Genomic DNA, 24,886 nt, shown 5'->3' on the forward strand with positions numbered 1-24,886 from the left:
CACCACCCCACCGATCGCTTCCCTCCCCTCCCCCGCGCACAGCAAAAGGCCTCAGGGTTCTAAAACCCTGAGGCCTTAAACCTCTAGGCCAAAGCCTAGAAACCCTAAGCCTTAGTGCAGGCCGAGGTCATCCAGCGGGACGGACGCGCCGGTGAACTCACCGTAGCCCTCGTCACCGTAGAAACCGTCACCGAAGGTCGACGGCAGCGTGAACGCCGCAGCACGAGCCTCCTCGGTCGGCTGGACCTGGATGTTGCGGTAGCGGGCGATACCCGTACCAGCCGGGATCAGCTTACCGATGATCACGTTCTCCTTGAGACCGATGAGCTTATCGGAACGCTTGTTGATCGCAGCGTCCGTCAGCACGCGAGTGGTCTCCTGGAAGGAGGCGGCGGACAGCCAGGACTCGGTTGCCAGGGAAGCCTTGGTGATACCCATGATCTCGGCGCGAACCTCGACCGGGCGGCCACCAGTCTTCACGGCCTCCTTCGACGCAGCAACCGCATCGGAGTGATCCACCAGGGAGCCCGGCAGGTACTCCGTGGAACCGGAGTCGATGACCGTCACGCGGCGCAGCATCTGGCGCACGATGATCTCGATGTGCTTGTCGTGGATAGCCACACCCTGATCGCGGTACACCTTCTGCACCTCGTTGATCAGGTGCTGCTGCACGCCACGGCGACCCATCACGCGGAGCACCTCGTGCGGATCCGCAGCGCCCTTCAGCAGCTGCTGGCCCATCTTCACGTGGTCACCGTCGCGGAGCGGACGCTCCACGCCGCCGGTACCCAGCGTTGCCAGGCCCTGACGCTTCGACAGCTTCTCGTACACAACCTCCTCGGAACCATCGTCCGGGATGATCGTGAGGGTGAAGAACGCGTCGTCGTCCTCGATCTTGATCTTGCCGTCCACGGAAGCGATCGGGGACTTCGCCTTCGGAACACGAGCCTCGAACAGCTCCTGAACACGCGGCAGACCACCCGTAATATCGCCACCAACACCACCGAGGTGGAAGGTACGCATCGTCAGCTGAGTACCCGGCTCACCAATGGACTGGGCAGCCACGATACCGACAGCCTCGCCGATCTCGACCTTCTTACCCGTCGCCATGGACTTGCCGTAGCAGGTGGAGCACACGCCGGTGGCGGTGCCACAGGTCATGACGGAGCGGGCCTTGACGGTCTCCACACCAGCCTTGACCAGCTCGGCCAGCTCCAGCTCGCCGATGATCGCACCGGCCTCGCAGACAACCTCGCCGTTCGCGCCGATGGCGTCGGCGGCCAGGAAGCGGCCCAGCACGGAGGTCTCGACGAAGTCCGCGCGAGCGAACTCGCCGGTCTTCTCGCCGTTGGCGTCCAGCACCGGGGTGCAGACGTCCAGAACAACGCCCTGCTTGGTGCCACAGTCGTCCTCGCGGACGATGACGTCCTGCGCGACGTCCACCAGACGACGGGTGAGGTAACCGGAGTCAGCGGTACGCAGTGCCGTATCCGCCAGACCCTTACGGGAACCGTGGGAGTTGTTGAAGTACTCGAGCACGGACAGGCCCTCACGGAAGGAGGTCTTCACCGGGCGGGTGATGTAGTCACCGCGGGAGTTCGTGACCATGCCCTTCATGCCGGCCAGGGTCCAGATCTGGCGCATGTTACCGGCAGCACCGGACTTCACGATCATCGGGATCGGGTTGTCATCCGGGTAGAGCTTCTCCACCGACTCACCGACGAAGTCCGTTGCTTCCTTCCACAGGTCAACCAGGGACTGGTAGCGCTCGGACTCGTTGATCTTGCCTCGGGCCAGCTTCTTCTCGATGCGCTGTGCCTTGGCCTCGTACTCGTCGAGGATCTCCTGCTTATTCGGCAGAACCAGCACGTCGTGCATGGTGATGGTCACACCGGAGCGGGTTGCCCAGTAGAAGCCAGCGTCCTTCAGCTTGTCCACCGTCTGCGCGACGGTGATCATCGGGTACTTCGCTGCCAGGTCGTTAATGACGACGGCCTGGTTCTTCTTGTCCATCACGCCTTCGACGTACGGGTAGTTCCACGGCAGCAGCTCGTTGAACTGCACGCGGCCCAGGGTGGTCTCGGCGGTCCAGGTCTGGCCCTTCTGCCAACCATCCGGGAACTGCTCCGCCTCAACCTCAGCCGGCGGGCGAAGGTGGTCGATGCGGACGTGGATCGGGGCCTGCAGGCCGAGCACACCACGGTCGTAGGCCATGATGGCCTCCGCCAGGGAGGTGTACACGCCAGTTGCCGGGCCCTGCTCGGTGGCCTCGGTGAAGGCACCCTGGCCGCCGAACTCCTCCTTGCCCTTGATCAGGGTCAGGTAGTACAGGCCGGTGACCATGTCCAGACGCGGCATAGCCAGCGGCTTACCGGAGGCCGGGGACAGGATGTTGTTGGAAGCCAGCATCAGGATGCGGGCCTCAGCCTGGGCCTCGTCGGACAGCGGCAGGTGGACTGCCATCTGGTCACCATCGAAGTCCGCGTTGAAGGCCTCACAAGCCAGCGGGTGCAGCTGAATAGCCTTACCCTCAATCAGCACGGGCTCGAAGGCCTGGATACCCAGGCGGTGCAGCGTTGGTGCACGGTTCAGCATCACCGGGTGCTCGGCGATGGCCTCTTCCAGAACGTCCCAGACCTCTGGGCGCTGGCGCTCAACCATGCGCTTCGCGGACTTGATGTTCTGCGCGTAGGACTTCTCCACCAGGCGCTTCATCACGAAAGGCTTGAACAGTTCCAGGGCCATCAGCTTCGGCAGACCACACTGGTGCAGCTTCAGCTGCGGACCAACGATAATCACCGAACGGCCGGAGTAGTCCACACGCTTACCCAGCAGGTTCTGGCGGAAGCGGCCCTGCTTACCCTTCAGCAGGTCGGAGAGGGACTTCAGCGGACGGTTGCCCGGGCCGGTGACCGGACGGCCGCGACGGCCGTTGTCGAACAGCGCGTCCACGGACTCCTGCAGCATGCGCTTCTCGTTGTTCACGATGATCTCAGGTGCACCGAGATCCAGCATGCGCTTCAGGCGGTTGTTGCGGTTGATGACGCGACGGTACAGGTCGTTGAGGTCGGAGGTCGCGAAGCGGCCACCGTCCAGCTGAACCATCGGACGCAGCTCCGGCGGGATGACCGGGATGCAGTCCAGGACCATGCCGGCCGGGTCGTTGCCGGAGCGCAGGAACGCAGCGACGACCTTCAGGCGCTTGAGGGCGCGCAGCTTGCGCTGGCCCTTGCCGTCGCGGATGACCTCACGCAGGGACTCGGCCTCGGCCTCGAGGTCGAAGTTGCGGATCAGGGTCTGGATAGCCTCCGCGCCCATGCCGCCGGTGAAGTAATCCTCGTAGCGGTCGAGCAGCTCCTCGTAGAGCGTCTCGTCCGCGATCATCTGCTTCGGGGCGAGCTTGACGAAGGTGTTCCAGATCTCGTCGAGGCGCTCCACCTCGCGCTCAGCGCGCTCACGGATGTGGCGCATCTCGCGGTCAGCGGCGTTCTGCACCTTCTTCTTGGCGTCGGCCTTCGCGCCGGCAGCCTCGAGCTCCGCGAGGTCCTCCTCGAGAGTCTTGGCACGGTCGGCCAGGTCCGCGTCGCGGTCCTGCTCGACCTCCTTCTTCTCGAGCAGCATCTCTGCCTCGAGGGTCGTCTGGTCGCTGTGACGAGCCTCCTCATCGACAGAGGTGATGATGTTGGCCGCGAAGTAGATGATCTTCTCGAGATCCTTCGGGGCCAGATCCAGCAGGTAGCCGAGGCGGGACGGAACGCCCTTGAAGTACCAAATGTGGGTCACCGGAGCGGCCAGCTCGATGTGGCCCATGCGCTCACGGCGAACCTTGGACTTGGTCACCTCGACGCCACAGCGCTCACAGATGATGCCCTTGTAGCGGACACGCTTGTACTTACCGCAGGAGCACTCCCAGTCGCGGGTCGGCCCGAAAATGCGCTCGCAGAACAGACCGTCCTTCTCTGGCTTGAGGGTGCGGTAGTTGATCGTCTCGGGCTTCTTTACCTCGCCGCGCGACCAGCGACGGATGTCATCGGCCGTGGCCAGGCCAATGCGTAGTTCGTCGAAGAAGTTGACGTCCAGCACGTGGACTTCCTTTCCCCTCCAAGAATGTGGAGGGCCATTGTGGGTGAACCTAGGTCAGAATCTGAAAGTGTGCGAAGCCTTGAGCGTTAGCCAACGTCGATGTCGGCGTCTGGACGCTCATCGCGCTGCAGGTTAATACCCAGCGCTGCGTTTGCGGACTCAAGCTCGTCGTCATCATCGGAGGACAGCTCCATCGGGGTGCCGTCCGCGGCCAGAACCTCAAGGTTCAGGCACAGGGACTGCAGCTCCTTGAGGAGGACCTTGAAGGACTCTGGGATACCCGGATCCGGGATGTTCTCGCCCTTCACGATCGCCTCGTAGACCTTCACGCGGCCCACCACGTCATCGGACTTGATGGTCAGAAGCTCCTGCAGGGTGTAGGCGGCACCGTATGCCTGCATTGCCCACACCTCCATCTCGCCGAAGCGCTGGCCACCGAACTGGGCCTTACCACCCAGCGGCTGCTGGGTAATCATGGAGTAAGGACCGGTGGAACGGGCGTGAATCTTCTCATCGACCAGGTGGTGCAGCTTCAGCATGTACATGTAGCCCACGGAGATCGGGTGCTCGTATGGCTCACCAGTACGGCCGTCGATCAGCTGCGCCTTACCGAAGTCATCCACCAGGCGGATACCGTCGCGGTTCGGGCGCGAGGAGCGCAGCAGACCGGACAGCTCGGCGTTGGACGCACCGTCGAACACCGGGGTGGAGGTCAGGGAGTCGGCCGGAACGTCGTAGAGATCCTCCGGCAGCGTCTCCAGCATGGCCTTGATCTTCGGGTCGTCGGAGTTGGTGTCGACCTGCCAACCGGCCTTCGCCAGCCAGCCCAGGTGCACCTCCAAGACCTGACCAATGTTCATACGACGCGGCACACCGTGGGTGTTCAGGATGATGTCCACCGGGGTACCGTCCGGCAGGAACGGCATATCCTCCTGCGGCAGGATCTTGCCGACGACACCCTTGTTGCCGTGGCGGCCGGCGAGCTTATCGCCGTCCTGGATCTTGCGCTTCTGGGCGACGTAGACGCGGACCATCTCGTTGACACCAGCGGCGAGGTCGTCGTCGTCCTCACGGGAGAAGACGCGCACGCCGATGACCTTGCCGGTCTCACCGTGCGGGACCTTCATGGAGGTATCGCGAACCTCGCGGGCCTTCTCACCGAAGATGGCGCGCAGCAGGCGCTCCTCCGGGGTCAGCTCCGTCTCACCCTTCGGGGTGACCTTACCGACGAGGATGTCACCGTCGCGGACGTCCGCACCGATGCGGACGATACCGCGCTCGTCCAGGTCAGCAAGGACGTCCTCGCCGACGTTCGGGATGTCGCGGGTGATCTCCTCCGGGCCCAGCTTGGTGTCGCGGGCGTCGATCTCGTACTCCTCGATGTGGATCGAGGTCAGCACGTCCTCCTCAACCATGCGCTGGGAGAGGATGATCGCATCCTCGTAGTTGTGACCCTCCCACGGCATGAAGGCGACGAGCAGGTTCTTGCCCAGCGCCATCTCACCGTTATCGGTGCCCGGGCCGTCGGCGATGACCTGGCCGGCCTCGACGCGGTCGCCCTGGTTAACCAGCGGCTTCTGGTTGTAGCTGGTGCCCTGGTTGGTGCGCTCGAACTTGCGCAGCATGAAGGTATCGCGGATGCCCTCATCGTCCATGATGGTGATGTAGTCAGCGGAGACGTACTCCACCACACCAGCCTTCGGGGCGATGATCAGGTCACCGGCGTCGTAGGCAGCGCGCTGCTCGATACCGGTACCGACGTACGGGGCCTCGGCGCGCAGCAGTGGCACAGCCTGACGCTGCATGTTCGCACCCATGAGGGCACGGTTGGCGTCGTCGTGCTCCAGGAACGGAATCATCGCGGTTGCGACGGAGACCATCTGGCGCGGGGAGACGTCCATGTAATCCACCTGGCTTGCCGGGACGACCTCCACGTCGCCGCCGCGCAGACGGACCTCAATCTGGTCCTCGGTGAACTTCATGTCCGCATCGAAAGGCGTATTCGCCTGAGCGATGACGTGACGGTCCTCTTCGTCAGCGGTGAAGTACTCGACCTCGTCGGTGATCTTGCCATCGACGACGCGACGGTACGGCGTCTCGATGAAACCGAACGGGTTCACGCGAGCGTAGGAAGACAGGGAACCGATCAGACCAATGTTCGGGCCCTCCGGGGTCTCAATCGGGCACATGCGGCCGTAGTGAGACGGGTGAACGTCGCGGACCTCGAGGCCAGCACGCTCACGGGACAGACCACCCGGACCCAGCGCAGACAGGCGGCGCTTGTGGGTCAGGCCGGACAGGGAGTTGTTCTGGTCCATGAACTGGGACAGCTGCGAGGTACCGAAGAACTCGCGGATCGCTGCCGAGACCGGACGCACGTTGATCAGGGAGGTCGGGGTGATGGACTCGGCGTCCTGCGTGGTCATGCGCTCGCGGACGACGCGCTCCATGCGGGACAGACCAACCCGGACCTGGTTCTGGATCAGCTCGCCGACCGTACGCAGGCGGCGGTTACCGAAGTGGTCGATGTCGTCGACCTCGATCGGGATCTCCACGCCCTCCGGGGAGGTCATGGTGCGCTCGCCAGCGTGCAGGCGGACGAGGTACTCGATCGTGGTGAGGATGTCTTCCTCGGTCAGGGTCATGGTGCCGTCGGTGTCGCCACCGAGGCCGAGCTTGCGGTTGACCTTGTAGCGGCCGACCTTCGCCAGGTCGTAGCGCTTCGGGCGGAAGAAGGAGTTCTCCAGCAGGGCCTGCGCGGAGTCGCGGGTCGGGGACTCGCCTGGACGCTGCTTGCGGTAGATCTCCAGCAGTGCCTCGTCCGTGTTCTCGACGCCATCCTTCTCGAGGGTGGACATCATGATCTCGGAGAAGCCGAAGCGGTCGGTGATCTCCTGGGTGGTCAGGCCGAGGGCCTTCAGCAGGACGGTCACCGGCTGGCGGCGCTTACGGTCGATGCGGACGCCGACGGTGTCGCGCTTATCGACGTCGAACTCCAGCCATGCACCGCGGGACGGGATGACCTTCACGCCGTGCAGCGGGCGCTCGGTGGAGGTGTCGATCGACTCATCGAAGTACACGCCCGGGGAGCGGACCAGCTGGGAGACGACGACACGCTCGGTGCCGTTGATGATGAAGGTGCCCTTGTCGGTCATCATCGGGAAATCGCCGATGAAGACGGTCTGGGACTTAATTTCGCCGGACTGGGCGTTGGTGAACTCCGCGGTCACGTACAGCGGTGCCGCGTAGTTGATGTCCTTTTCCTTGGCCTCGTCGATGGAGGTCTTCATGTCGTCGAAGCGTGGCTCCGAGAGCGTGAGGGACATGTTTTCCGAATAATCCTCAATGGGGGACAGCTCTTCGAGAATGTCCTCCAGTCCGCTCGTGACGCGGACTCCCTCCCCAGCCTCGGCCTGCATGCGGGCGCGCCACTCCGGGGCGCCGACGAGCCAGGCGAAGGACTCTCGTTGGAGGTCAAGAAGGCCTGGAACCTCGATCGGGGCGTCGATCTTCGCGAAAGAGTAGCGAGTCGAAGCTCCGGGGATTCCGGCCACTGAACTTGTCTGGCGGGAGACTGCCAAGATGGGTCCTTCCAGCACTAAGCGTTTCTCCTCGCCTGGGTGGAGCCAGGCTGGGAAACGGTTGCGTGAGCGTACGATTTTTCGTGGTGGTCTATATCGGTGGTGTGATTCCGAACGCCAGATAAGCAGGAATGCCTAAAGGACCTTGTCAAATCCGCTTTTCCGCAGTCTGCGACTGCTGGAGGGAAGCTCATTGCCAAGGCCGATTGTTGGTGAGATCATCATCTCTCAACTCGCCTGCCCACAAGGGTTCAGAATTTAACCAGCGCAACGAACTACCATATAGTAGATGCCCCCAAATGTCCACCCCCATGGACACCGAACAGGCCGATAGTATCTGTCCGCTTCGACGGGCGCAAAATTACACGCTTGTAGCCCGGCGCTTCCGTTCCCGGCGCAGCGCCACGACGAGTGCGGCGAGCAGCAGAATCACACCGGCCCAGAATACCCCGCGGCCCCACTTTTCCGTGGAGCGCTTTCCGCCGAGCTCGTCCGCCTGGTCCAGCATCTGACGCTCATTGGCCTCGGTCGTGCGGCCTTCAAAGGTCAGCAGGGGCTCCACCGCCTTCCCTTCGGCGTTGCGGTATTCGTCCTGGATGTGTTCCTCGATGCCGACGATCATGCCGGACTCCGGCTCCACCGCCAGCTCGCGCCAGCCACCGTGATACAGCTCCGCACGGTCGCCGTCCTTGACGATGGCATTGCGGATGCCGCTGTAGTGGGAGCTGACCTTTTCCGCCGGAATCTCCTGACGGAAGAGGTAGATCTCCTTCTCCTCACCGCTAGAGGTTTCCCGACGCTCAGTGCCCCGGAACTCCGCCGGGTAGGCATGACGGGCGGTCCAGTCGAAGTACTCGTAGCTCTGCTGCTGGGTATCCACCGGGAACTTCGCCCAGGAGCCCTCCATCTCCACAGACTTCGGCGGGGTCGCCGGGGAATCCGCGACCTTGGCCTCCCCCACGGCTTCACCGTTCATCCGGTTCAGCCGGTAGCTATAGACCTGCGCGTCCAGCAGGGACTCCAGATCGTCCTTCACATTGGTGCGGGCGTTGGAGACGCCGACGCGCACCGTCGCCTCCTCCTCCGTGGCCGGCTGGCCCAGTTGCATGTTGAACTGGCGAGCCACCGGCGCCTGGATGGGCTCATCCTTCCCCACGCCCAAGTACCCCGGACCCACGGTTGCGTCCTCGTCCTCCAAGGTGAAGGTGGTGTGCTGCAGGCTCAGTGGCACCGGCCGCTCCTCGGGGAAGAGCCGTGGCAGGAGCACGCCCGCCACGATCATGGCGCTGGCCAGGCCGAGCACAAACACAGCAACGATACGGGACTTCGAGTTCATGCTGAACATGCTACAACAGCCCGCAGACACGCTGTTCCCTTTAAAAAGTAGCGCTGGGCAGCAATAGAAAAACCGCCCCGGCAAGGCGAACCTTGCGGGGCGGTGAATCACGCGGCCGCTGTGCGCGGCAACTGGATTACTTGAGGGAGACCTTTGCGCCGGCCTCTTCCAGCTTAGTCTTAGCTGCCTCAGCGTCCTCCTTGGAAGCGCCCTCGAGCAGAGCCTTCGGAGCAGCCTCAACGAGCTCCTTAGCCTCCTTCAGGCCCAGGCCGGAGACGACCTCGCGGACGACCTTAATGACGCCGATCTTCTTAGCGCCTGCGTCCTCCAGGACGACGTCGAACTCGTCCTTCTCCTCAGCAGCAGCGCCGCCCTCAGCGCCACCAGCAGCTGCAACAGCAGCAACCGGAGCAGCAGCGGTGACGTCGAAGGTCTCCTCGAACAGCTTGACGAACTCAGAGAGCTCGATCAGGGTCATCTCCTTGAAGGCATCCAGCAGCTCTTCGTTGGTGAACTTAGCCATAATAGGCATCCTTTCGTGTTGTGCCGCCTGGGCAATCGGCCCTGCGGCGAAGTGTTTTTAAAAGTTTTTACTGTGGTGGACCGGCCTGTGGTCCAGCGCGGTGGCACACCGTGCCCTCGCGCCCAGCGTGGCGGAACTAGTCCTTCTTCTCCTGCAGGGCAGCCGCGAGGCGTGCAACCTGGGACGCAGGAGCGTTGAACAGTCCAGCAGCCTTTGCCAAGGAACCCTGGAGAGCACCGGCCAGCTTGGCCAGGGTGGTCTCGCGGTTGTCCAGGTCGGCGATAGCCATGACCTGCTCAGCGGACAGCGAAGCGCCGTCCATGTTCCCGCCCTTGACGACGAAAGCATCGTGATCCTTGCCGAAATCCTTCATGGCCTTAGCCGCGTCAACAGCCTCGCCCTTGATGAAAGCAACAGCGGTAGGACCAGTCAGCAGGGATTCGTCAATCTCAACGCCGGCTTCCTTAGCAGCCAGCTTGAGCAGGGTGTTCTTGGCGACGGAGTAGGTGACATCCTGACCCAGCGCGCGACGCAGCTCGGTGGTCTCAACCACGGACAGACCGCGGTATTCGGTCAGCACGGTGGCGTCTGCTTCCTCGAAGCGTGCCTTGAGCTCCTGCAGCGCTGCAGTGTTCTTTGGATTAGCCATACTCTCGCCTCCTTCCTGATGTTCTGGTGTACGTGTGTACGTGCACCGGCGATCGAAACGAAGGAAACACTTTCACAACGACAAAGCGCCCCGTACCCGCAGGGGGCAACGGGGCGCTTCTGGAACCGCAGCTCACTGGCGTAAACCTAGCGGCGCGATACAAAACGTCTCGTGTTACCTGCGTGGGCCGTCATCATGACGATGATCCTTCAACCCGGGAGCGCTCGCACGAGCTTGCTGATCAGATCAGCACGGCTGGAAAGCGTTTTCCCAAGTGACCGACGGTCTTCGGTGAAACTTTGAAACATATCAAAACTTCGCCTGACAGCTTAACGCCCAGCAGCCGAAAGACCAAATCGGCCTAGGCGGCATCGCGGTACTGATCCGCCTGCTCCCCACGGCGCTTCATCTCGTGCCAATACTGACGTGCTGCTTGCTGGGACCGCTGGCTCCACGCACCATCCCAGTCGTGCTCCCCGGTCCCATCGGCAGCCTCGTCGTAATCCTCATTGCGGGAATACAGCCGCTGCCGTTCGCGCGCCCCGTGGGTCAACCGCCGAACCGCGGAGTCCGAATTGAAACTCGACCCCAAGGCCCCGGCGGTCACGCCCATGGATGCAGCGAGCCAGGAAATCCTGGCATACGTCCCCACGGTGACCGGCTCGCCCAAAACCTTCGTCATGAAGTCCGGGGCAATGATCGCACCGGCGCCAGCAAAAATAATGAGGAAAAGGATGGCATACATCCCCAGAACCGCGACCGCGAGGGTGAGAAGCGTCGAACCGTTGTACAGCGCAATGACCCGCTTGAAGGACTGTGCACTGGGCTTATCCCAGAGGCTGTTATCCAGCAGTAGCCACAGAATCATCGCTAGCACCGCGACAATATTGACCACCGCCAGGCGGGTCACGGTGAGGTAATCCGCCATTTCCCAGATCGAGCTATAGAAGATGCCGAAGGCGCCGACCCCAATGCCCGCAGCCAGCGCACCGGACAGCGCACCGATCGAGCGACGCGGTTGATTCGTCGCGATCATGCCGAGCATCGTCTTGAGCTTGCTCTTTCCCTCCCTCACCGACTGCTCCCTTTCGCCCTGGGAGGACGCCAGGTAGTCGCGGTATTCCCCAATCACGCGCGCTATTTCCTGGGCCAGTCCGTCGCGGGCGCCGAGCATCCCGAGCGTGGGGTAGCTGATCACCGCCACATCCTGATTCGGATAAAGCTCACTTCTCAACACGGTGGCACCACTAAAGCGCGGCAGCTCGGTGACGAGCAGCTGCAAATCCGCGGGGCTCCTGCCGCTCGGAACATCCGGCGCGATCAGGGAGCGGTTGGGATCCATGAGCAGCAGTTCGGTGTCGAGGTTAAAGCTGCAATCCACTGGCAAGTCCGCGCTATCAAGAACCTTCGACACTTGGGCAGACACCAGCCCAGGGTCCGCGACGATGCGCACTGAAAGCTGGGAAGTTTTATCGCTTGGGGTGGACTCTGAGATCTGGTGGCCTTCCATAGTCATTACTCCCCAGGCTAGGTCAGAATCGACGCGCCAGCGATGTGGAGCTCGCGGCCAGGGGCAGCTGATACGCTCAAGTCCTTAACCCCTGGCGTCGCGGCTATCACCTTGCTCTCCGCACTCACCCAGAATGTCGCCGCTCGGGGATAACAACGAAGGAAAAGCATGGCACCATTCGACACCGCCGATACGTCCCCAGAGGGCGACGCTGAAAAGCAGACCGGGAGCCAGGAAGAACAGATCCCGGCCTTCATCTCCCAGCCCGACCGGCTGGACAAGTGGATCTGGGTTTACCTGATAGCTGCGACGATCTTCGGCTTCGCGATGATCCCGCTGCGAGTGTGGCTGCTCAACAACCCCGTGCCCTACGCGCTCATGGTGGGCGGCTATACCTCCTCGATCGTGGGCGGGGCAGAGTCCACCACCGGTGGAATCTCGGCGGTCGCCATCGTGCTGATGACCCTGGTCGGTGCGCTGAAGACCGTCCCCCTGTGGTGGCTGGTCGGCAACAAGTGGGGCCTGGAGTACCTGCGTATGTCGGTCGCCCACTCCCCCAGGCTGCAACGCTGGACCGCGCGACTGGAAAACGCGCGCCCCGGCGTGCTGGGAGCTGCGATCGTGCTCTCCTACATCCCCTTCGTGCCCACCATTGTCATCGCCAACCTGCTGGCCGGCATCCGGCGAATGGGATTCTGGACGGTGTTGGGACTCAACGCCTTCGGCGTGCTGGTCACCAACGCCTTCTTCGCCTACCTAGGCGTAACCTACGGCGAACAGGTGATCTCCATCGTGGAGCAGGTCAACCGCTACGCCATGTGGATCACGATCGCGCTGCTGGTGTTCATGTTCTGGAGCATCTCGAAGCAGAACAAGAAGGCTGCCTAAACCCAGCGCTTCTGCGGCGGGCACCATCCCCCGGCGACCGGCGCGCTTGCGCAACGCATAGAGGCCCGGCCCCTGAATGGGGCCGAGCCTCTTTACGGTCTTAAGCTACTGCTCCAGCTTGCCGGTGGGGGTGCTGCCACCGGTCTGGATCTCGATGAGACGCACCGCGATCGCCTTCAGGTCTTCGGGCAGGCTCCGGTTCGCGACGAAGGGCTCCAACTCGATCCAGTCGAAGCGCGACGGCGGGCGCCGCACCTCGTTTTCGATCAGCGAGGTGAGTTGCTCCTTGCGCGTACGGTCCGCGGTGGATGCCCAGCGGTCACCCAGATCCCCGTTCATGGAGATCCCCATCGCTGATTCGATATACGAGCGCGCGGCATTGAAGGCTTGCTTGTTTCGCCGCTGGTAGTCAGACAGCTGGGCTTCGAAATGCTGATTCCATCCGTCGACGCGAGCCTGATTCTCCGCCACCTGCTTATTGACGGCCGCGACGTACGCATCGTCCACGGCTTCGGCCTTGCCTTCCCGCCGGTAGGCCCAGAAAACGATCGCGCCTGCGCCGAGAACACCACTGAGCAGGCTCCCGGCGATCACGATTTTGGGGCCGGTGTTCATAGTCTTGTTGATCTTTTCCAGGGACTGGCAGAAGCCATCGAAGTCGAGGTCCCCGACGTTCACTCCCTCTGCCTGTGCACGCAGTTCGCCAGGGTTGCAGGAGTAATTCTTACCGCCCGACGCGGCGAGTTCTTCGTCCAGGAACCGGAAATCCTTTTCCTCTGCTTGCTCGATCGCCTCGGGGCCAATCTGCTCGAACATGTTCTGCTTCAGCGATTGGCCTTCGGACTCCGCACGCCAGGACATCGCACCGAGGAGGATCGCGCCGACCCCGATGATGCCGACGAAGAACATGATCCCGGCGAGGATCCACACCAGGAAGCTCGGCGGCACGAAGGGCGTCTTCGGCTTCGGCGGCAGATCCTGGATCTCTGGTGGCTGCTCCACCACAGGGGGAGCCACGAAGACCCCGGTGCGCAACGCATCGTCCGCCCAATCCGACTTCTTCCACCGCGGGTAGTCCGCGATGATGCCCGCGAAACGATCGGCCAGCACCTGAAGCCACATGCGGCTGATATTGGAGTAATCGTCCAGGTGCTTCACCGCCTGCGGGCGGTACTTGTAGAAGTAATCGGCCCCCACGCCATCGCGCCAGTTCGCGAACGTCCCGTGCTTGATGTCGTCGAGGTCAGTGTGCAGCTGGTCCCCGATGCTGGTGATCGTCTGGTCCAGCTGGTAGAAGCCCTGCACCACTTCCCGGTGCTGTGCAGCGCTCTGCCGAATGGCCTCCTGCTGCAGCGCGATGGATTCCCTCTGGTTGGCCAGCGACTTGCCGAGCAGGCCGTGGGTCTTCTTCGCATCCGCGTGGGCGACGATCGCGGCCGTCGCGTTAATCATGTTGCCCAGGCGCTGCTGGGAAACCATCTCGCGCTGCATCGCGGTGGACTGGTTCACCGCACTCGTCATGTCGGCATAACGGCGCGACATTTATTCTCTCGTTGTGATGGCTCGCTCCTTAAAAACTTTCCTCGACCAGCGATGCGGTGGAAACCAGTTTTAATCAGGAGCATTTTAACAAGCGCTCAGGGTCCCCTCCCCCGCTCCCTCGCGTTTTACCCCCACAACGCAAAGCTGCCCCGACCCTTGCGGGATCGGGGCAGCTACGTCAGTGACGCTGGGGCTTAAGCCTCAGCCTCGTCTGCGTAGTTCTTCTGGATGGTCTCGTCGACCGGGACACCCGGACCATTGGTGGAGGACAGGGTGACCTTCTTGATGTACTTACCCTTCGAGGAGGACGGCTTGATGCGCAGCAGCTCGTCAATCAGGGCACCGTAGTTCTCGGCCAGCTTCTTCTCGTCGAAGGAAGCCTTACCGATCAGGGCGTGCAGGTTGGACGCCTTGTCCACGCGGAAGGAGATCTTGCCACCCTTGATCTCGGAGACAGCCTTAGCAACGTCGGTGGTGACGGTGCCGGTCTTCGGGTTCGGCATCAGACCACGTGGGCCCAGCACGCGAGCAACGCGGCCAACCTTAGCCATCTGGTCCGGGGTAGCGATCGCAGCGTCGAAGTCGGTCCAGCCGCCCTGGATCTTCTCGATCAGCTCAGCGGAGCCAACGAAGTCTGCGCCTGCCTCCTCGGCAGCGGTAGCGTTCGGGCCCTCGGCGAAGACGACCACGCGGACGTCCTTACCGGTGCCGTTCGGCAGTGCGACGGTGCCGCGGACCAGCTGGTCAGCCTTGCGCGGGTCAACGCCCAGGCGGATCGCAACGTCGATGGTTGCGTCGTAGTTCTTGGAGGACGTCGCCTTGGCCAGCTTCGCAGCCTGCAGCGGGGTGTACTTGTTATCGCGATCGACCTTAGCGGCCGCTTCGCGGTAAGCCTTAGAAACCTTGCTCATGAAAATTCCAATCTGGGTTTAGGTGTTGGAGTTGTGGTCTAGTGGGTCAGCAAGCGACCCTGCCACGCGATGAAACCCCGGCGGCAAACCCACCGGGGTGGCGCACTTAAGCGGACGGGCGACCCTCGACGTCGATACCCATCGAGCGAGCGGTACCGGCGATGATGGCCGCGCCAGCCTCGATGTCGTTCGCGTTCAGGTCCGGCTCCTTGGTCTTTGCAATTTCCTTGCACTGATCCCAGGTGACCTTACCGACCTTGTCGGTGTGCGGGACGCCGGAGCCCTTCTGCAGGCCAGCGGCCTTCAGCAGCAGCTTGGAAGCCGGCGGGGTCTTCAGCTTGAAGTCGAAGGAGCGGTCCTCGTAGACCGTGATCTCGACCGGCACGATGTTGCCGCGCTGGGACTCGGTTGCAGCGTTGTAGGCCTTGGTGAACTCAACGATGTTCACACCGTGAGCACCCAGTGCCGGACCAACCGGCGGAGCTGGGGTTGCTGCACCAGCCTGGATCTGCAGCTTGATGAGCGCCTGGACCTTCTTCTTCTTGGCCATCGCTATACCTCTTTCTGTTATCAGGAAGCGGGCGTACCGCTCCCCGACCGGATGCCGGTTCTTAGCCAGCCACCGGAGATGAATAGTTCCACTGCCACCCGGGCACGCCGAAGGCGCGCCACTGAATAGCAGACAGAGTTACATTAATCGAGCTTCGCGACCTGATCAAATTCCAGCTCAACCGGGGTCTCACGGCCGAAGATGGAGACCATTGCCTTGAGGCGATTCTGGACGGTATCGATCTCGGAGATGGTCGCGGCAACGGATGCGAACGGGCCGGAGAGGATGGTGACGGACTCGCCCACCTCGTAGTCCACCTCGACGGTCTCGGAGGCCGGCTTCGGCGGGACAGCCACGCCGGTCGCGGAGACGTCGACGTCGGCAGCGTCCTGGCCCTGGTCCTCCGCCGCAGCGGTTGCGGTCTCCGGTGGCAGCAGGAACTTCGCGACCTCGCGGATCTTCACCGGGGTCGGCTTGCCTTCGTTACCCACGAAGGAGGTCACACCCGGGGTGTCGCGGACGACGGACCAGGAGGCGTCGTCAAGCTCGATGCGGACGAGGACGTAGCCCGGCAGCAGCTTGCGCTTGACCTGCTTGCGCTTGCCGTCCTTCAGCTCGGTGACTTCCTCGATCGGGACGACGACCTCGTGGATCTGCTCGTCCACGCCCAGGGTCTGGGCGCGCATCTCGAGGTTGGTCTTCACCTTGTTCTCGTAGCCGGAGTAGCACTGGATGATGTACCACTCGCCCGGCAGCTTCTTCAGGGCGCGCATGAACTCGCGCAGGCGGGTCTTGTAGGCCTCCATCGCGGCCTCTTCGGCGGTCTTCTCCGGCTGCTCAGCCTCGGAAGCCTCCGGGGCGGCCTCGGTGCCCTCCGCCAGCTCCGCGGCGGTGTCCTCTGCCGCGTCGCCCAGGGCTGCCGCGGCCTGGTCGGCCTCGGACTCCTTGTGGGCTGCGACTTCCTGGTGGATGTCCTCCTGTGCAGCGGCGGCGAGGTCCGCTGCGCTGAGGTTCTTATCTGCGCTCATGTGATGCTCCTTGTCGGGTGAGCCTGGGTCGTTTTAGGCACGATCGGCAATAAAAATCCGCCCCTACCGTTGGTCGGCGAGGCGGGATGTTTTCTGTTGACGAGTTTAGCACGCGGGCAGGATTTATGGCCATGAGCAGGCCGGTGCGGCGAGAGGAGACGCAAAAAAGCCCTCCACGAGGGAGGGCTTGGAGCATACCGCTGTGCTTGGGGGAACCAGCTAAAGCTAGACGCCGAAGACCCAGCGAACACCGAGGCCAGTGACGTAGTCCACGCCAGCAACCAGAGCGGTCATCAGGACGAGGAAGACCAGCACGACGATGGAGTAGGTCACCATCTCGCGGCCGGTCGGCCAGATGACCTTGCGCATCTCGGAGATCACGCCGCGGATGTAGTCCGCGATGGCAGTGAAGGGGTTGCTCCGGGTTTCGACAACCTCGGGGGTGGTCGAAGCGCTGGTCGCGCGAGCCGTGGTGGCCTGGCCAGCGACCTGGCGCTTACCGCTGGGGCGCATGGAGCCTCCGGAAGCGTTCGCTCCGGAGCCTTCGGCCCTGTTGCTATCTTCGCTCACGTGGTTACTCCTTCGGGCGCCCGCGGGGGCGGGCGTACTTTGCAGGGGTGACAGGACTTGAACCCGCAACCTACGGTTTTGGAGACCGTTGCTCTACCAATTGAGCTACACCCCTAAAACTGTGGCAACGCCGGGTTGATGGCCGCGATTTTACCCGCAGACAACGCACCATGCGTGCAACACGGGAGTAGCCTAGCAACTTTCCATTCAGTTAGACAACTTGCCACGTTTTCCGCAGCACTCCACCACTCGAAGTGGGGTGAACACGGGAGGCTGGGCGCGCAATAGCCTCACCCGGTGGCCTCGCTCCCCGGTGGGACATGCTCAGGGCTGGCATGACTTGCGGCAGGACCACCCGGTGAACCCACTCCCCTGTGGGACGCGGCGAGCCAAGGCGGCGGTGAGGGCGGTGGCGTCGTCAATAAAAAAATAGACCCCGCGGAAAAACCACGGGGTCCTGAAATAGTAGCGGTGCCGGGACTCGATCCCGGGACCTCACGATTATGAGTCGTGCGCTCTAACCAGCTGAGCTACACCGCCACAGCCACTTACACGACCAGCCACGGCCAGCGTAAACAGGTCACGTGACGGCCACATAAAATGACAGAGCCCCCTGACGGAATCGAACCGTCGACCTTTTCCTTACCATGGAAACGCTCTGCCGACTGAGCTAAGGGGGCGCAACTTAAATCGACCGAACCTAGCGAAGTAATTCGCTGTGGCCCGTTGATCGAAGCCTGAAGTAGCATAACCAGTTTCCAATAAGAAGCACAAATCTGCACGTCGTCGCTGGTTTCCGCGGTCGGTATGGCTGCGTCTTGGGTGGCATTAGGCGGTGGATCGCGCGATTGCCTCTTCCGCTGGGCGGGCCAGCTGTTTTATAGTTTCTAGTTGCGCCGTTATCGGGTATTAAGGGGCGTCCTGGGGTTTTAATTCAGGCGCTTTCCGGATGATGCACCGTCCGGCGCATGGCACACCCCTCACGGGGCAAGGAGGTTCGAGTCCTCTCACCATTTTATTCCGCGCCGCCCGGGAGCCCTTCGCTTGCGGCCTGCGGCCCGGCCCCGACGAGCGCCTGCGAGCGTTCCGACGCGCCGACGCCCCGCCGTCTGCGAATCCCACGCGGCGCGGAATTTTCAACTTCACGTTCGCCTGCACCTTGCATGCTGGCGATTCAGGTGGTGACACATGTTTTTCAATCGCAACCGCGACTTTGGCTCCTGGATGGAGTACGTCGAGGCCGACGCGCCGCTGTCGTGGCGACCATCCTTCCCACGCAGCCCGATCCCGCTGCCCGGGCACGTTGTGCTGCGCTCCCGCGACGGCGAGGTGACCGCGCTGTCCCGTCCGGGGTTTGCGCTGCCCACCGACCGTTTCGCGCAGGTTGATCAGCGTCGCCGCCAGCTTTCCTTCGCCCCGCAGCGGATCCCCACCGCCGAGGGGCAGGACGTCACCCTGACCTTCGTGCTGACCGTGCGGGTCAGTGATCCGGTGGCTTTCCTCACCGCCGCTGATGAGCCGGATCGGGAGGTCTACCTGGCCGCCCAAATCGCCCTGCGAGAACTGGTGGCGACGAAGCCGCTAGCCGAGTTCATCGGGCAGCGCATCGACCTCTCCCCCGTCGCGGAGGCTGCGCGGGAGGCCGGCGCGGCGGTCGGTGTTGAGGTGCTGGGCGATGTTCACCTCAAGGACCTCTCCCTGCCGCACGGCGTGGCCGAGGCACTGAGCCAGGCGGAGGTGGATAAGCTCACCGCAGCTAGCGAGCTGGAGCGGGCACGCACCGAGGTGAAGATCACCCGCGCTCGCATGGGCACGGCGAAGGTGCTGGAGCAGAACCCGCTGCTGGCGAAGATCCGTCTGCTGGAGGCCCTGCCGCCGGGCACCACCCTGGAGCTGCGCGACCGGTCACTGGAGTCGCCCGATCAGCCCCGGGAACCACGGGACCGGGGCGAGCTCGACAGCTAGCTGCCCCTAGCTGCTCGCGGGGACCGCCCCGCTATCCCGTATCCCGGTGAATTCTTCTCGCCCCAAAAGAAAAAGGAGCCGAGCCCCATGTGGGACTCGGCTGCCGATTCAGCAGGTTTTAGTGCTGCCCCTCGGCGAACTCCTCAACCAGCTTCGCGTTGAAGGCCTCAAGGTCGGCCGGAGTGCGGGAAGAGACCAGGCCGTTGTCCACGTGGACCTCCTCATCGACCCACGTTGCCCCAGCGTTCTGAAGGTCAGTCTTCAACGACGGGTACGAGGTCAGGGTGCGGCCGCGGAGGACGTCCGCGTCGGTCAGAATCCACGCACCGTGGCAGATCACCGCCAGCGGCTTTCCAGCCTCGACGTGCTTCTTCACGATCTCGACCGCTGCCTCGTCCATGCGCAGTTGGTCGGCGTTTCCGGTACCGCCCGGAAGGATAATCCCGTCGAACTCAGCGTCACGGGAATTCTCGGTCGAGGCATCTGCCTCGGCGGTAGAACCGTTCTTGCCCTCAATCTTCTCGCCACCAGGGCTGAGGACAGTCACTGCGCCGCCTGCCTGGCGGACAGCCTCAATCGGGGAGCTGAACTCACTGTCCTCGAACCCATTCGTCGCGAGAACACCAATGCGCTTGCCATCTAGCTTTGCCATGTCTGCTCCTTTCTCAAGAACGTATGCCCCCATGGTGCCAGCGAAACCCGGCGAGCAACACCCTCACTTCCCCGAACACCAGGGCACCCTGGCGAGGAAATCTAGAGCGCGAAGGCAGAAATTCCAGATTGAACCACCCCATGACATCTACGTTTGTATCATCTAGGGTGATACATACGTAGTTCATATGTCACCTGAGTGAGGGAGGTAGGCGTTATGTCATCGACTAAAACTCTCGAGCTGCTCGAATCCCTAGCCGCAGACCAGTGGGGCATCATCACCACGGCCCAAGCCAAAAGCGAAGGAATTAGCCGCCTACAGCTGAGCCGACTCTCCGAACGAGGTGTACTCACGCGCACTCGGCAGGGCCTCTACCACCTCCCCTCCGCATCATTTGGCCCCCTCACCGATATTCGCGAAGCCTGGGTAGCGCTTCGCCCTAGCTTCTTCCCCGGGGAGCGACTGAGCGAAGAAAATGACGTGTTTGTCTCTCACGAATCAGCAGCGATCATCCATCAAATTGGTGACCTCATCCCTCACAAGCACACATTTTCTACGCGCGCGCGAAAGCAAACGCGACATGAGGACATTCTGATCTACAACTATCGCAACGCGAACGAGGAGGACGTCCTCCTCGTCGATGGTCTACCCGTAACGTCGATAGAACGCACCATCGCAGACCTTGCCGACGAGAAGATTGAGTTCAACTACCTCGCAGTCATCGTGACGGATGCCTTAAGAAAAGAAGGTGTTCGCATAGCAGCATTGGCTGAATGCCTCGACGCAAGCGCACCTGCCTATGGCTATGCGAATGGCCAAGCGTTCATTGAGGCGTGCCAGGCGGAAGCCCGGTCAGATGAAGATCGTGAAGAAATTGCGCACCGCTTTGCAACCAGCCTCGCTGTCGACCTGGGGTTCAAGGGAATCTCAACCACGCTCGCCGAGACACTTGAAGCCTTGAACAAGAGAGCAGGCTCCCTCGCCGGCGGCTCCGTTCTTCAAGAGGCACACGCCACGCAGACTGAACAGATCAATAAACAAATCAGGAAGGTTTTCCTCCAGTACCCCGGTATTGCGAATCTTCTCCCCTCAGCCGACCTACCGCCTAGCAATCCCGCCGCAAAAGCACTCAGGGAGCTTGACTTGACGGCATCTGCGATAACTCCTAAAGCTCAGGCAACACCCGAGACAGAGGGCCACCAAGAGTCGAAAGGGGCACAGCAGCGATGAATCAACCGCTCACCACGAGGGAGGCCCGAAATCTCCAGAAGAGCCTCAACATGCGCATTTCCAACGAAGCGAAGACCCAGGGCAGATCGAGGGACAGTATCCGGTTCCAGCTGGTTTTCGAAAGCATGCTCAGGCTCATCTTCCGCAATCCTTCCCCTGGGTGGACGCTCAAGGGAGGGACCGCACTTCTCATGCGTAACGGGAAGGGGCGCTTCACCAGGGATCTGGATCTGGCGCGTTCAAAACGCTGGGACTCCGGCGAAGAACTCACTAACGACCTGAAAGAACTCGTCCAGGGCACAAATGGCGACCCCTTCACCTTCGAAGTGAAAGATATCCACTCTCGAGACAACACGGCCCGTGGAGAGTACGCCACCCCGACCGCCACTGTATCGATCGAAGCTCGACTCGGAACACTACAGTTTCACACCTTTAAAATTGATGTATCCCTCTCGCGCCACACACAGGCACCACCTGAGCACGTTGAGGTAGATCCCCTACTCAATACGTTGCAGCAGGACAGGCTCTACGAATCCTTCACCGTCCTCGTCACACCTATCGAAGCGCATCTAGCCGACAAGATCTGTGCGATGCGGGAAACCCACCGCGGCAGATCCGGGGAACGCCAACGCAAAATGCTCGAGTGGTACCTGCACTCGAAAACGCAACTGCCTGACGACCCACTAAAGATCGCCAGGCAGTGCAATTACGGACAAGATCAACTCGCCAAAGTCAACGACCTTGTCCCAGAAGACCACAACAAAGCCGACCACGAAACAGGACGACCAGCCTTCTACGACAACGCTATCCCAACCGAATACCAACACAACATAGGAATCCGGAAAGGGCCCATGAGATAAAAAGGGCCCACCCGGCGACACGCCGAGCAGACACACTTTTTGCTACTTAACCCCGAATCAGCGCCACACCCCACCAACGCAAAAACTCCGCCAGGGTTTTCCCTGACGGAGTTCGTCTGTGCCAGATGTTGGATTTGAACCAACGAAGGCATAAGCCGGCGGATTTACAGTCCGCTTCCTTTGGCCGCTCGGACAATCTGGCGTACACCATCTGGTGCGCTCAATACCCTACTACGCACCTCGAAGATTCCCTAAACGCGCTGCTCAGGCCAGGTATTGACGTCCTTAAAAGGAAGGCGGAACAACCGGGAAACGGTGGGTAACCGCCCAACCGCAACCGAACTAGCCCAGCCGGTCCAGAGAGAAGGCCAGCAGGTGGCGCAGCGCCTCCGTGACCTCGTTGGCCGGCAGCTTCGCCAGCTCAGCCTCAGCCAAGCCGCGGTAGTGCTCCACGTCCCGCTCCGCGAGCTCACGGCCGTTGGAACGCTGGATAAGCTCCAGGCACTCCTCAACCACCGCATCGTCGGTCACCGGGCCGGTCAGCAGCTCGCGCAGGCGCGCGCCGACCTCGTCCTCCTGACGCATCGCGTGCAGCACCGGCAGGGTGAACACGCCCTCCCGCAGATCCGTGCCCGGCGTCTTGCCGGACTCCTCCGGATCGGCCCAGATGTCGATGATGTCGTCCACGATCTGGAAGATCTGCCCCATGTGGCGGCCGAACTGCGCCAGCGCGTCCACGTGCTCCTGCTCCGCGCCGGAATGCAGCGCGCCCAGGTAACCCGCGGAGGCGATCAGCACGCCGGTCTTCTCCTGGATGACCTTCATGTAGTGCTCGATCGCATCCTCGCCATCAGCCGCACCCACGGTCTCGCGCATCTGGCCGGTGACCAGCTCGCCGAAGGTGTCCGCGAAGTGGCGAACCGTCTGGGAACCCAGCCCGGAGAGGATCTCCGAGGCCACCGCGAACAGGTAATCGCCGGCGAGGATCGCCATCGAGTTGCCCCAGCGCGCATTCGCGGACTCCGCACCACGGCGGCGGTCGGCCTCGTCCATGACGTCGTCGTGGTAGAGCGTCGCGAGATGCGTCAGCTCCACGACCACGGCGGCGTCGCGCACCTCGCGGGCCGTCGGGTTCTTGCCGTACTGCGCGGCGAGCAGCGCAAACACCACGCGAAAGCGCTTGCCGCCAGCCAGCGCGAGGTGGCTGATCTTATCAGTGATGAAGCTCTCGCCCTGGCTGAGGCGCCAGCGCAGGAAGTCCTCCGCCTCCTGCAGCCCCGCCGTGATGCGGTCGTTGAGCTCGGCATTCCCCAAGTCCGGAGCTACCGGCCTGGCGTTGTCGCGTACTGCCATGTCCCTGCGTCTGCCTCGATCTAGATTGTGATTGTGCGTGAGCTATAGCTAGCCATTCGATAGGTTAGCCGATCTACTCGGGCGCGTAGTAATGGATTCACCCCTCGCCGCGCGGGATTGCTTCCGCGGTGCAGGTTTTCCGGTCGCCGCGTTGCTCGCGGTGGGTCCTCCGGTTCTTTTTAGGACGTCACCCCGGCTAGCCTTGAGCCTCATGAGCCCCTCTTCTTCCACCACGCATGATTCGGCGACGCGAGGCGAGTCCGCCGCCCCGCAACGGGTACCGCAAGATCAGCTGCGCGCCGAGGTGCTGATCATCGGCGGCGGCCCGGCGGGTGCTGCGGCGGCGTACCACGCCGCCCGGGCGGGCTGGGACACCCTGGTGATCGATATGGCGGACCACGCCACCCAGCCGCGCGATAAGACCTGTGGGGACGGCCTGACCCCACGCGCCGTCGGCGCCCTGGAGGCGATGGGGGCAGGCCACCTGCTGGATGGCCACCCACGGATCAAAGGCCTGAAGCTGCACGGCTTCGGCGGGTCGATCACCGCGCCGTGGCCGAAGCACGAGAAGTTCCCGGCCCGTGGGTCCGCGATCCCGCGTAGTGATTTCGACGCCGCCCTGCTGCGCCACGCCATCGACGCCGGGGCTCGCTTCCACGGCGGGCTCAAGGCCGTGGGGGTCTCGGAAGACGGGCAGACCGTGACCTGCCAGGCCGTCGGTTCGCGCGCTGGAAAGGCGGCGGGGACCAACCGCGAGGTACAGAGTACGGAGATCCGCACGGAGTTCCTCGTCCTCGCCGAGGGCGTGCGCTCCACCATCGCCCGGCAGCTGGGCGTGCAGTGGGAACGCGGCATCGTCCACGGCATCGCCGCCCGCAGCTACGTGGAAACCCCGCACGCCGATGAGCCGTGGATCCACTCCCACCTGGAGCTGCGGGACCACGAGGGCACCGCGCAGCCCGGCTACGGCTGGATCTTCCCCCTCGGCACCCCCACGACTGGCGGGCAGGCGGGCAACGGGGCTGACCCCTCCCCGACCCCGCAGGTGAACCTGGGCTGCGGGGCGCTGACCACCACGCAACGTCCCGCGAAGGTGAACACCAAGAAGCTGCTCGTCCACTACGCAGACCAGGTGCGCGAGGAGTGGGAACTCGGCACCCCGCAGCGCATCACCAGCGCCCTGCTGCCGATGGGCGGGGCCGTCACGCGGGTGGCAGGCCGGAACTGGGCGGTCATCGGTGACTCCGCAGCCCTGGTCAACCCACTGAACGGCGAGGGCATCGACTACGGGCTGGAATCCGCCCGCTTCCTCGTGGAGCTGCTGGACGACGCCCGCCGCAACCCCGACGGCCTGCGCTACGCCTGGCCCGCCCGGCTGCGCCAGGAGTACGGCGACGCCTTCGCCCTGGCCCGCCGCCTCGGCATGCTACTCACCATGCCTGGCCTGCTGGCCGCCATCGGCCCGGTGGGCATGCGCGGGCCTTTGGCGCACACGGTGATGAACTCCGCAGCCCGGCTGATGGGCAACCTCGTCACCCCGCAGGACCGGGACCTGACGGCGAAGCTGTGGCTCGGCGCGGGCAAGCTATCCCGCGGGGTGGATAAACTCCTCGCCGCGGATTCGCGGCCCCTCTTCGGCCGCCAATAACCCGGAG

At 62.9% G+C, this 24,886-nt stretch carries 17 protein-coding genes, 4 tRNA genes and 2 pseudogenes; 6 read left to right on the forward strand and 17 right to left on the reverse strand.

Features of this window, described 5'->3' with window-relative positions; translation table 11 throughout:
- Positions 1–111: 111 nt before the first annotated feature.
- The 6 genes from QP413_RS02930 to QP413_RS02955 all read right to left on the reverse strand — a co-directional run bounded on the left by QP413_RS02930 (position 112) and on the right by QP413_RS02955 (position 11,688).
- On the reverse strand, positions 112–4,083 hold the full coding sequence (locus tag QP413_RS02930; RefSeq protein WP_284780524.1) for a DNA-directed RNA polymerase subunit beta': 3,972 nt from the start codon (positions 4,081–4,083) through the stop codon (positions 112–114).
- Between the two features lie 86 nt (positions 4,084–4,169).
- Positions 4,170–7,682 (reverse strand): DNA-directed RNA polymerase subunit beta, encoded by a 3,513-nt coding sequence (locus QP413_RS02935; protein WP_284780525.1) that lies wholly within the window; start codon positions 7,680–7,682, stop codon positions 4,170–4,172.
- Positions 7,683–8,025: 343 nt separating this feature from the next.
- A complete protein-coding gene (locus QP413_RS02940) occupies positions 8,026–9,000 on the reverse strand; it encodes a DUF3068 domain-containing protein (protein WP_284780526.1) in 975 nt (324 codons plus the stop codon).
- Positions 9,001–9,136: 136 nt separating this feature from the next.
- Positions 9,137–9,523: a 50S ribosomal protein L7/L12 gene (gene rplL, locus QP413_RS02945; protein WP_070761056.1), complete on the reverse strand. Its 387-nt coding sequence runs from the start codon at positions 9,521–9,523 to the stop codon at positions 9,137–9,139.
- A gap of 136 nt (positions 9,524–9,659) precedes the next feature.
- Positions 9,660–10,172 (reverse strand): 50S ribosomal protein L10, encoded by a 513-nt coding sequence (rplJ, locus tag QP413_RS02950; RefSeq protein WP_284780527.1) that lies wholly within the window; start codon positions 10,170–10,172, stop codon positions 9,660–9,662.
- 361 nt (positions 10,173–10,533) lie between these two features.
- The gene (locus QP413_RS02955; RefSeq protein WP_284780528.1) at positions 10,534–11,688 is read right to left on the reverse strand and encodes a hypothetical protein; all 1,155 of its coding nucleotides are present in this window, start codon (positions 11,686–11,688) and stop codon (positions 10,534–10,536) included.
- A 162-nt stretch (positions 11,689–11,850) separates the two neighbouring features.
- Between QP413_RS02955 and QP413_RS02960 the strand changes: the two genes are divergently transcribed.
- A complete protein-coding gene (locus QP413_RS02960) occupies positions 11,851–12,570 on the forward strand; it encodes a VTT domain-containing protein (RefSeq protein ID WP_284780529.1) in 720 nt (239 codons plus the stop codon).
- Positions 12,571–12,675: 105 nt separating this feature from the next.
- Here the strand turns inward: QP413_RS02960 and QP413_RS02965 are convergent, their stop codons facing one another.
- The 8 genes from QP413_RS02965 to QP413_RS03000 form a co-directional block, all read right to left on the reverse strand.
- A complete protein-coding gene (locus QP413_RS02965; RefSeq protein ID WP_284780530.1) occupies positions 12,676–14,112 on the reverse strand; it encodes a hypothetical protein in 1,437 nt (478 codons plus the stop codon).
- Positions 14,113–14,306: 194 nt separating this feature from the next.
- Positions 14,307–15,023 carry a 50S ribosomal protein L1 gene (rplA, locus tag QP413_RS02970; RefSeq protein WP_070759795.1) on the reverse strand — a complete coding sequence of 239 codons (717 nt, stop codon included), beginning with the start codon at positions 15,021–15,023 and terminating at the stop codon, positions 14,307–14,309.
- Positions 15,024–15,129: 106 nt separating this feature from the next.
- The gene (gene rplK, locus QP413_RS02975) at positions 15,130–15,573 is read right to left on the reverse strand and encodes a 50S ribosomal protein L11 (protein WP_012359548.1); all 444 of its coding nucleotides are present in this window, start codon (positions 15,571–15,573) and stop codon (positions 15,130–15,132) included.
- 143 nt (positions 15,574–15,716) lie between these two features.
- A complete protein-coding gene (gene nusG, locus QP413_RS02980) occupies positions 15,717–16,601 on the reverse strand; it encodes a transcription termination/antitermination protein NusG (RefSeq protein ID WP_284780531.1) in 885 nt (294 codons plus the stop codon).
- 225 nt (positions 16,602–16,826) lie between these two features.
- The gene (gene secE, locus QP413_RS02985; RefSeq protein ID WP_256374215.1) at positions 16,827–17,171 is read right to left on the reverse strand and encodes a preprotein translocase subunit SecE; all 345 of its coding nucleotides are present in this window, start codon (positions 17,169–17,171) and stop codon (positions 16,827–16,829) included.
- Positions 17,172–17,213: 42 nt separating this feature from the next.
- Positions 17,214–17,286: transfer RNA gene (locus tag QP413_RS02990), tRNA-Trp, on the reverse strand.
- 351 nt (positions 17,287–17,637) lie between these two features.
- Positions 17,638–17,711: transfer RNA gene (locus QP413_RS02995), tRNA-Met, on the reverse strand.
- Positions 17,712–17,778: 67 nt separating this feature from the next.
- Positions 17,779–17,851, reverse strand: a tRNA-Thr gene (locus QP413_RS03000).
- A 508-nt stretch (positions 17,852–18,359) separates the two neighbouring features.
- Here QP413_RS03000 and QP413_RS03005 point away from each other — a divergent pair.
- The gene (locus tag QP413_RS03005) at positions 18,360–19,136 is read left to right on the forward strand and encodes an SPFH domain-containing protein (protein ID WP_284780534.1); all 777 of its coding nucleotides are present in this window, start codon (positions 18,360–18,362) and stop codon (positions 19,134–19,136) included.
- A 118-nt stretch (positions 19,137–19,254) separates the two neighbouring features.
- Here QP413_RS03005 and QP413_RS03010 read toward each other — a convergent pair whose 3' ends face one another.
- Positions 19,255–19,788 (reverse strand): type 1 glutamine amidotransferase domain-containing protein, encoded by a 534-nt coding sequence (locus QP413_RS03010; protein WP_284780536.1) that lies wholly within the window; start codon positions 19,786–19,788, stop codon positions 19,255–19,257.
- 216 nt (positions 19,789–20,004) lie between these two features.
- Here QP413_RS03010 and QP413_RS03015 point away from each other — a divergent pair, with 216 nt between their 5' ends.
- The 3 genes and pseudogenes from QP413_RS03015 to QP413_RS03025 form a co-directional block, all read left to right on the forward strand.
- A complete protein-coding gene (locus QP413_RS03015; RefSeq protein ID WP_284780537.1) occupies positions 20,005–21,018 on the forward strand; it encodes a type IV toxin-antitoxin system AbiEi family antitoxin domain-containing protein in 1,014 nt (337 codons plus the stop codon).
- Positions 21,019–21,143: 125 nt separating this feature from the next.
- A pseudogene (locus tag QP413_RS03020) lies at positions 21,144–21,620 on the forward strand (nucleotidyl transferase AbiEii/AbiGii toxin family protein); the annotation flags it as partial.
- Positions 21,621–21,878: pseudogene (locus tag QP413_RS03025) on the forward strand (IS256 family transposase); the annotation flags it as partial.
- A 119-nt stretch (positions 21,879–21,997) separates the two neighbouring features.
- Here QP413_RS03025 and QP413_RS03030 read toward each other — a convergent pair.
- A tRNA-Tyr gene (locus tag QP413_RS03030) sits at positions 21,998–22,080 on the reverse strand.
- 140 nt (positions 22,081–22,220) lie between these two features.
- Positions 22,221–23,231 (reverse strand): polyprenyl synthetase family protein, encoded by a 1,011-nt coding sequence (locus QP413_RS03035; protein ID WP_284780539.1) that lies wholly within the window; start codon positions 23,229–23,231, stop codon positions 22,221–22,223.
- A 211-nt stretch (positions 23,232–23,442) separates the two neighbouring features.
- On the opposite strand from QP413_RS03035, the gene QP413_RS03040 reads away from it, so the two are divergent.
- Positions 23,443–24,879 carry a geranylgeranyl reductase family protein gene (locus QP413_RS03040; RefSeq protein ID WP_284780541.1) on the forward strand — a complete coding sequence of 479 codons (1,437 nt, stop codon included), beginning with the start codon at positions 23,443–23,445 and terminating at the stop codon, positions 24,877–24,879.
- Positions 24,880–24,886 lie beyond the last annotated feature (7 nt).

Origin of the sequence: Corynebacterium sp. UMB4614, assembly GCF_030217065.1 — a bacterium.
GTDB lineage: Bacteria > Actinomycetota > Actinomycetes > Mycobacteriales > Mycobacteriaceae > Corynebacterium.

Excerpts from the sequence above, each read along its gene's own strand:
- rplK (WP_012359548.1), bottom strand. The coding sequence starts at position 15,573 with ATGGCCAAGAAGAAGAAGGTCCAGGCGCTCATCAAGCTGCAGATCCAG.
- QP413_RS03035 (WP_284780539.1), bottom strand. The coding sequence starts at position 23,231 with ATGGCAGTACGCGACAACGCCAGGCCGGTAGCTCCGGACTTGGGGAAT.
- QP413_RS02960 (WP_284780529.1), top strand. The coding sequence starts at position 11,851 with ATGGCACCATTCGACACCGCCGATACGTCCCCAGAGGGCGACGCTGAA.
- nusG (WP_284780531.1), bottom strand. The coding sequence starts at position 16,601 with ATGAGCGCAGATAAGAACCTCAGCGCAGCGGACCTCGCCGCCGCTGCA.
- QP413_RS02955 (WP_284780528.1), bottom strand. The coding sequence starts at position 11,688 with ATGACTATGGAAGGCCACCAGATCTCAGAGTCCACCCCAAGCGATAAA.
- QP413_RS03005 (WP_284780534.1), top strand. The coding sequence starts at position 18,360 with ATGTTTTTCAATCGCAACCGCGACTTTGGCTCCTGGATGGAGTACGTC.
- QP413_RS02940 (WP_284780526.1), bottom strand. The coding sequence starts at position 9,000 with ATGAACTCGAAGTCCCGTATCGTTGCTGTGTTTGTGCTCGGCCTGGCC.
- rplL (WP_070761056.1), bottom strand. The coding sequence starts at position 9,523 with ATGGCTAAGTTCACCAACGAAGAGCTGCTGGATGCCTTCAAGGAGATG.
- rplA (WP_070759795.1), bottom strand. The coding sequence starts at position 15,023 with ATGAGCAAGGTTTCTAAGGCTTACCGCGAAGCGGCCGCTAAGGTCGAT.
- QP413_RS03010 (WP_284780536.1), bottom strand. The coding sequence starts at position 19,788 with ATGGCAAAGCTAGATGGCAAGCGCATTGGTGTTCTCGCGACGAATGGG.
- rplJ (WP_284780527.1), bottom strand. The coding sequence starts at position 10,172 with ATGGCTAATCCAAAGAACACTGCAGCGCTGCAGGAGCTCAAGGCACGC.
- QP413_RS03040 (WP_284780541.1), top strand. The coding sequence starts at position 23,443 with ATGAGCCCCTCTTCTTCCACCACGCATGATTCGGCGACGCGAGGCGAG.
- QP413_RS02965 (WP_284780530.1), bottom strand. The coding sequence starts at position 14,112 with ATGTCGCGCCGTTATGCCGACATGACGAGTGCGGTGAACCAGTCCACC.
- QP413_RS03015 (WP_284780537.1), top strand. The coding sequence starts at position 20,005 with ATGTCATCGACTAAAACTCTCGAGCTGCTCGAATCCCTAGCCGCAGAC.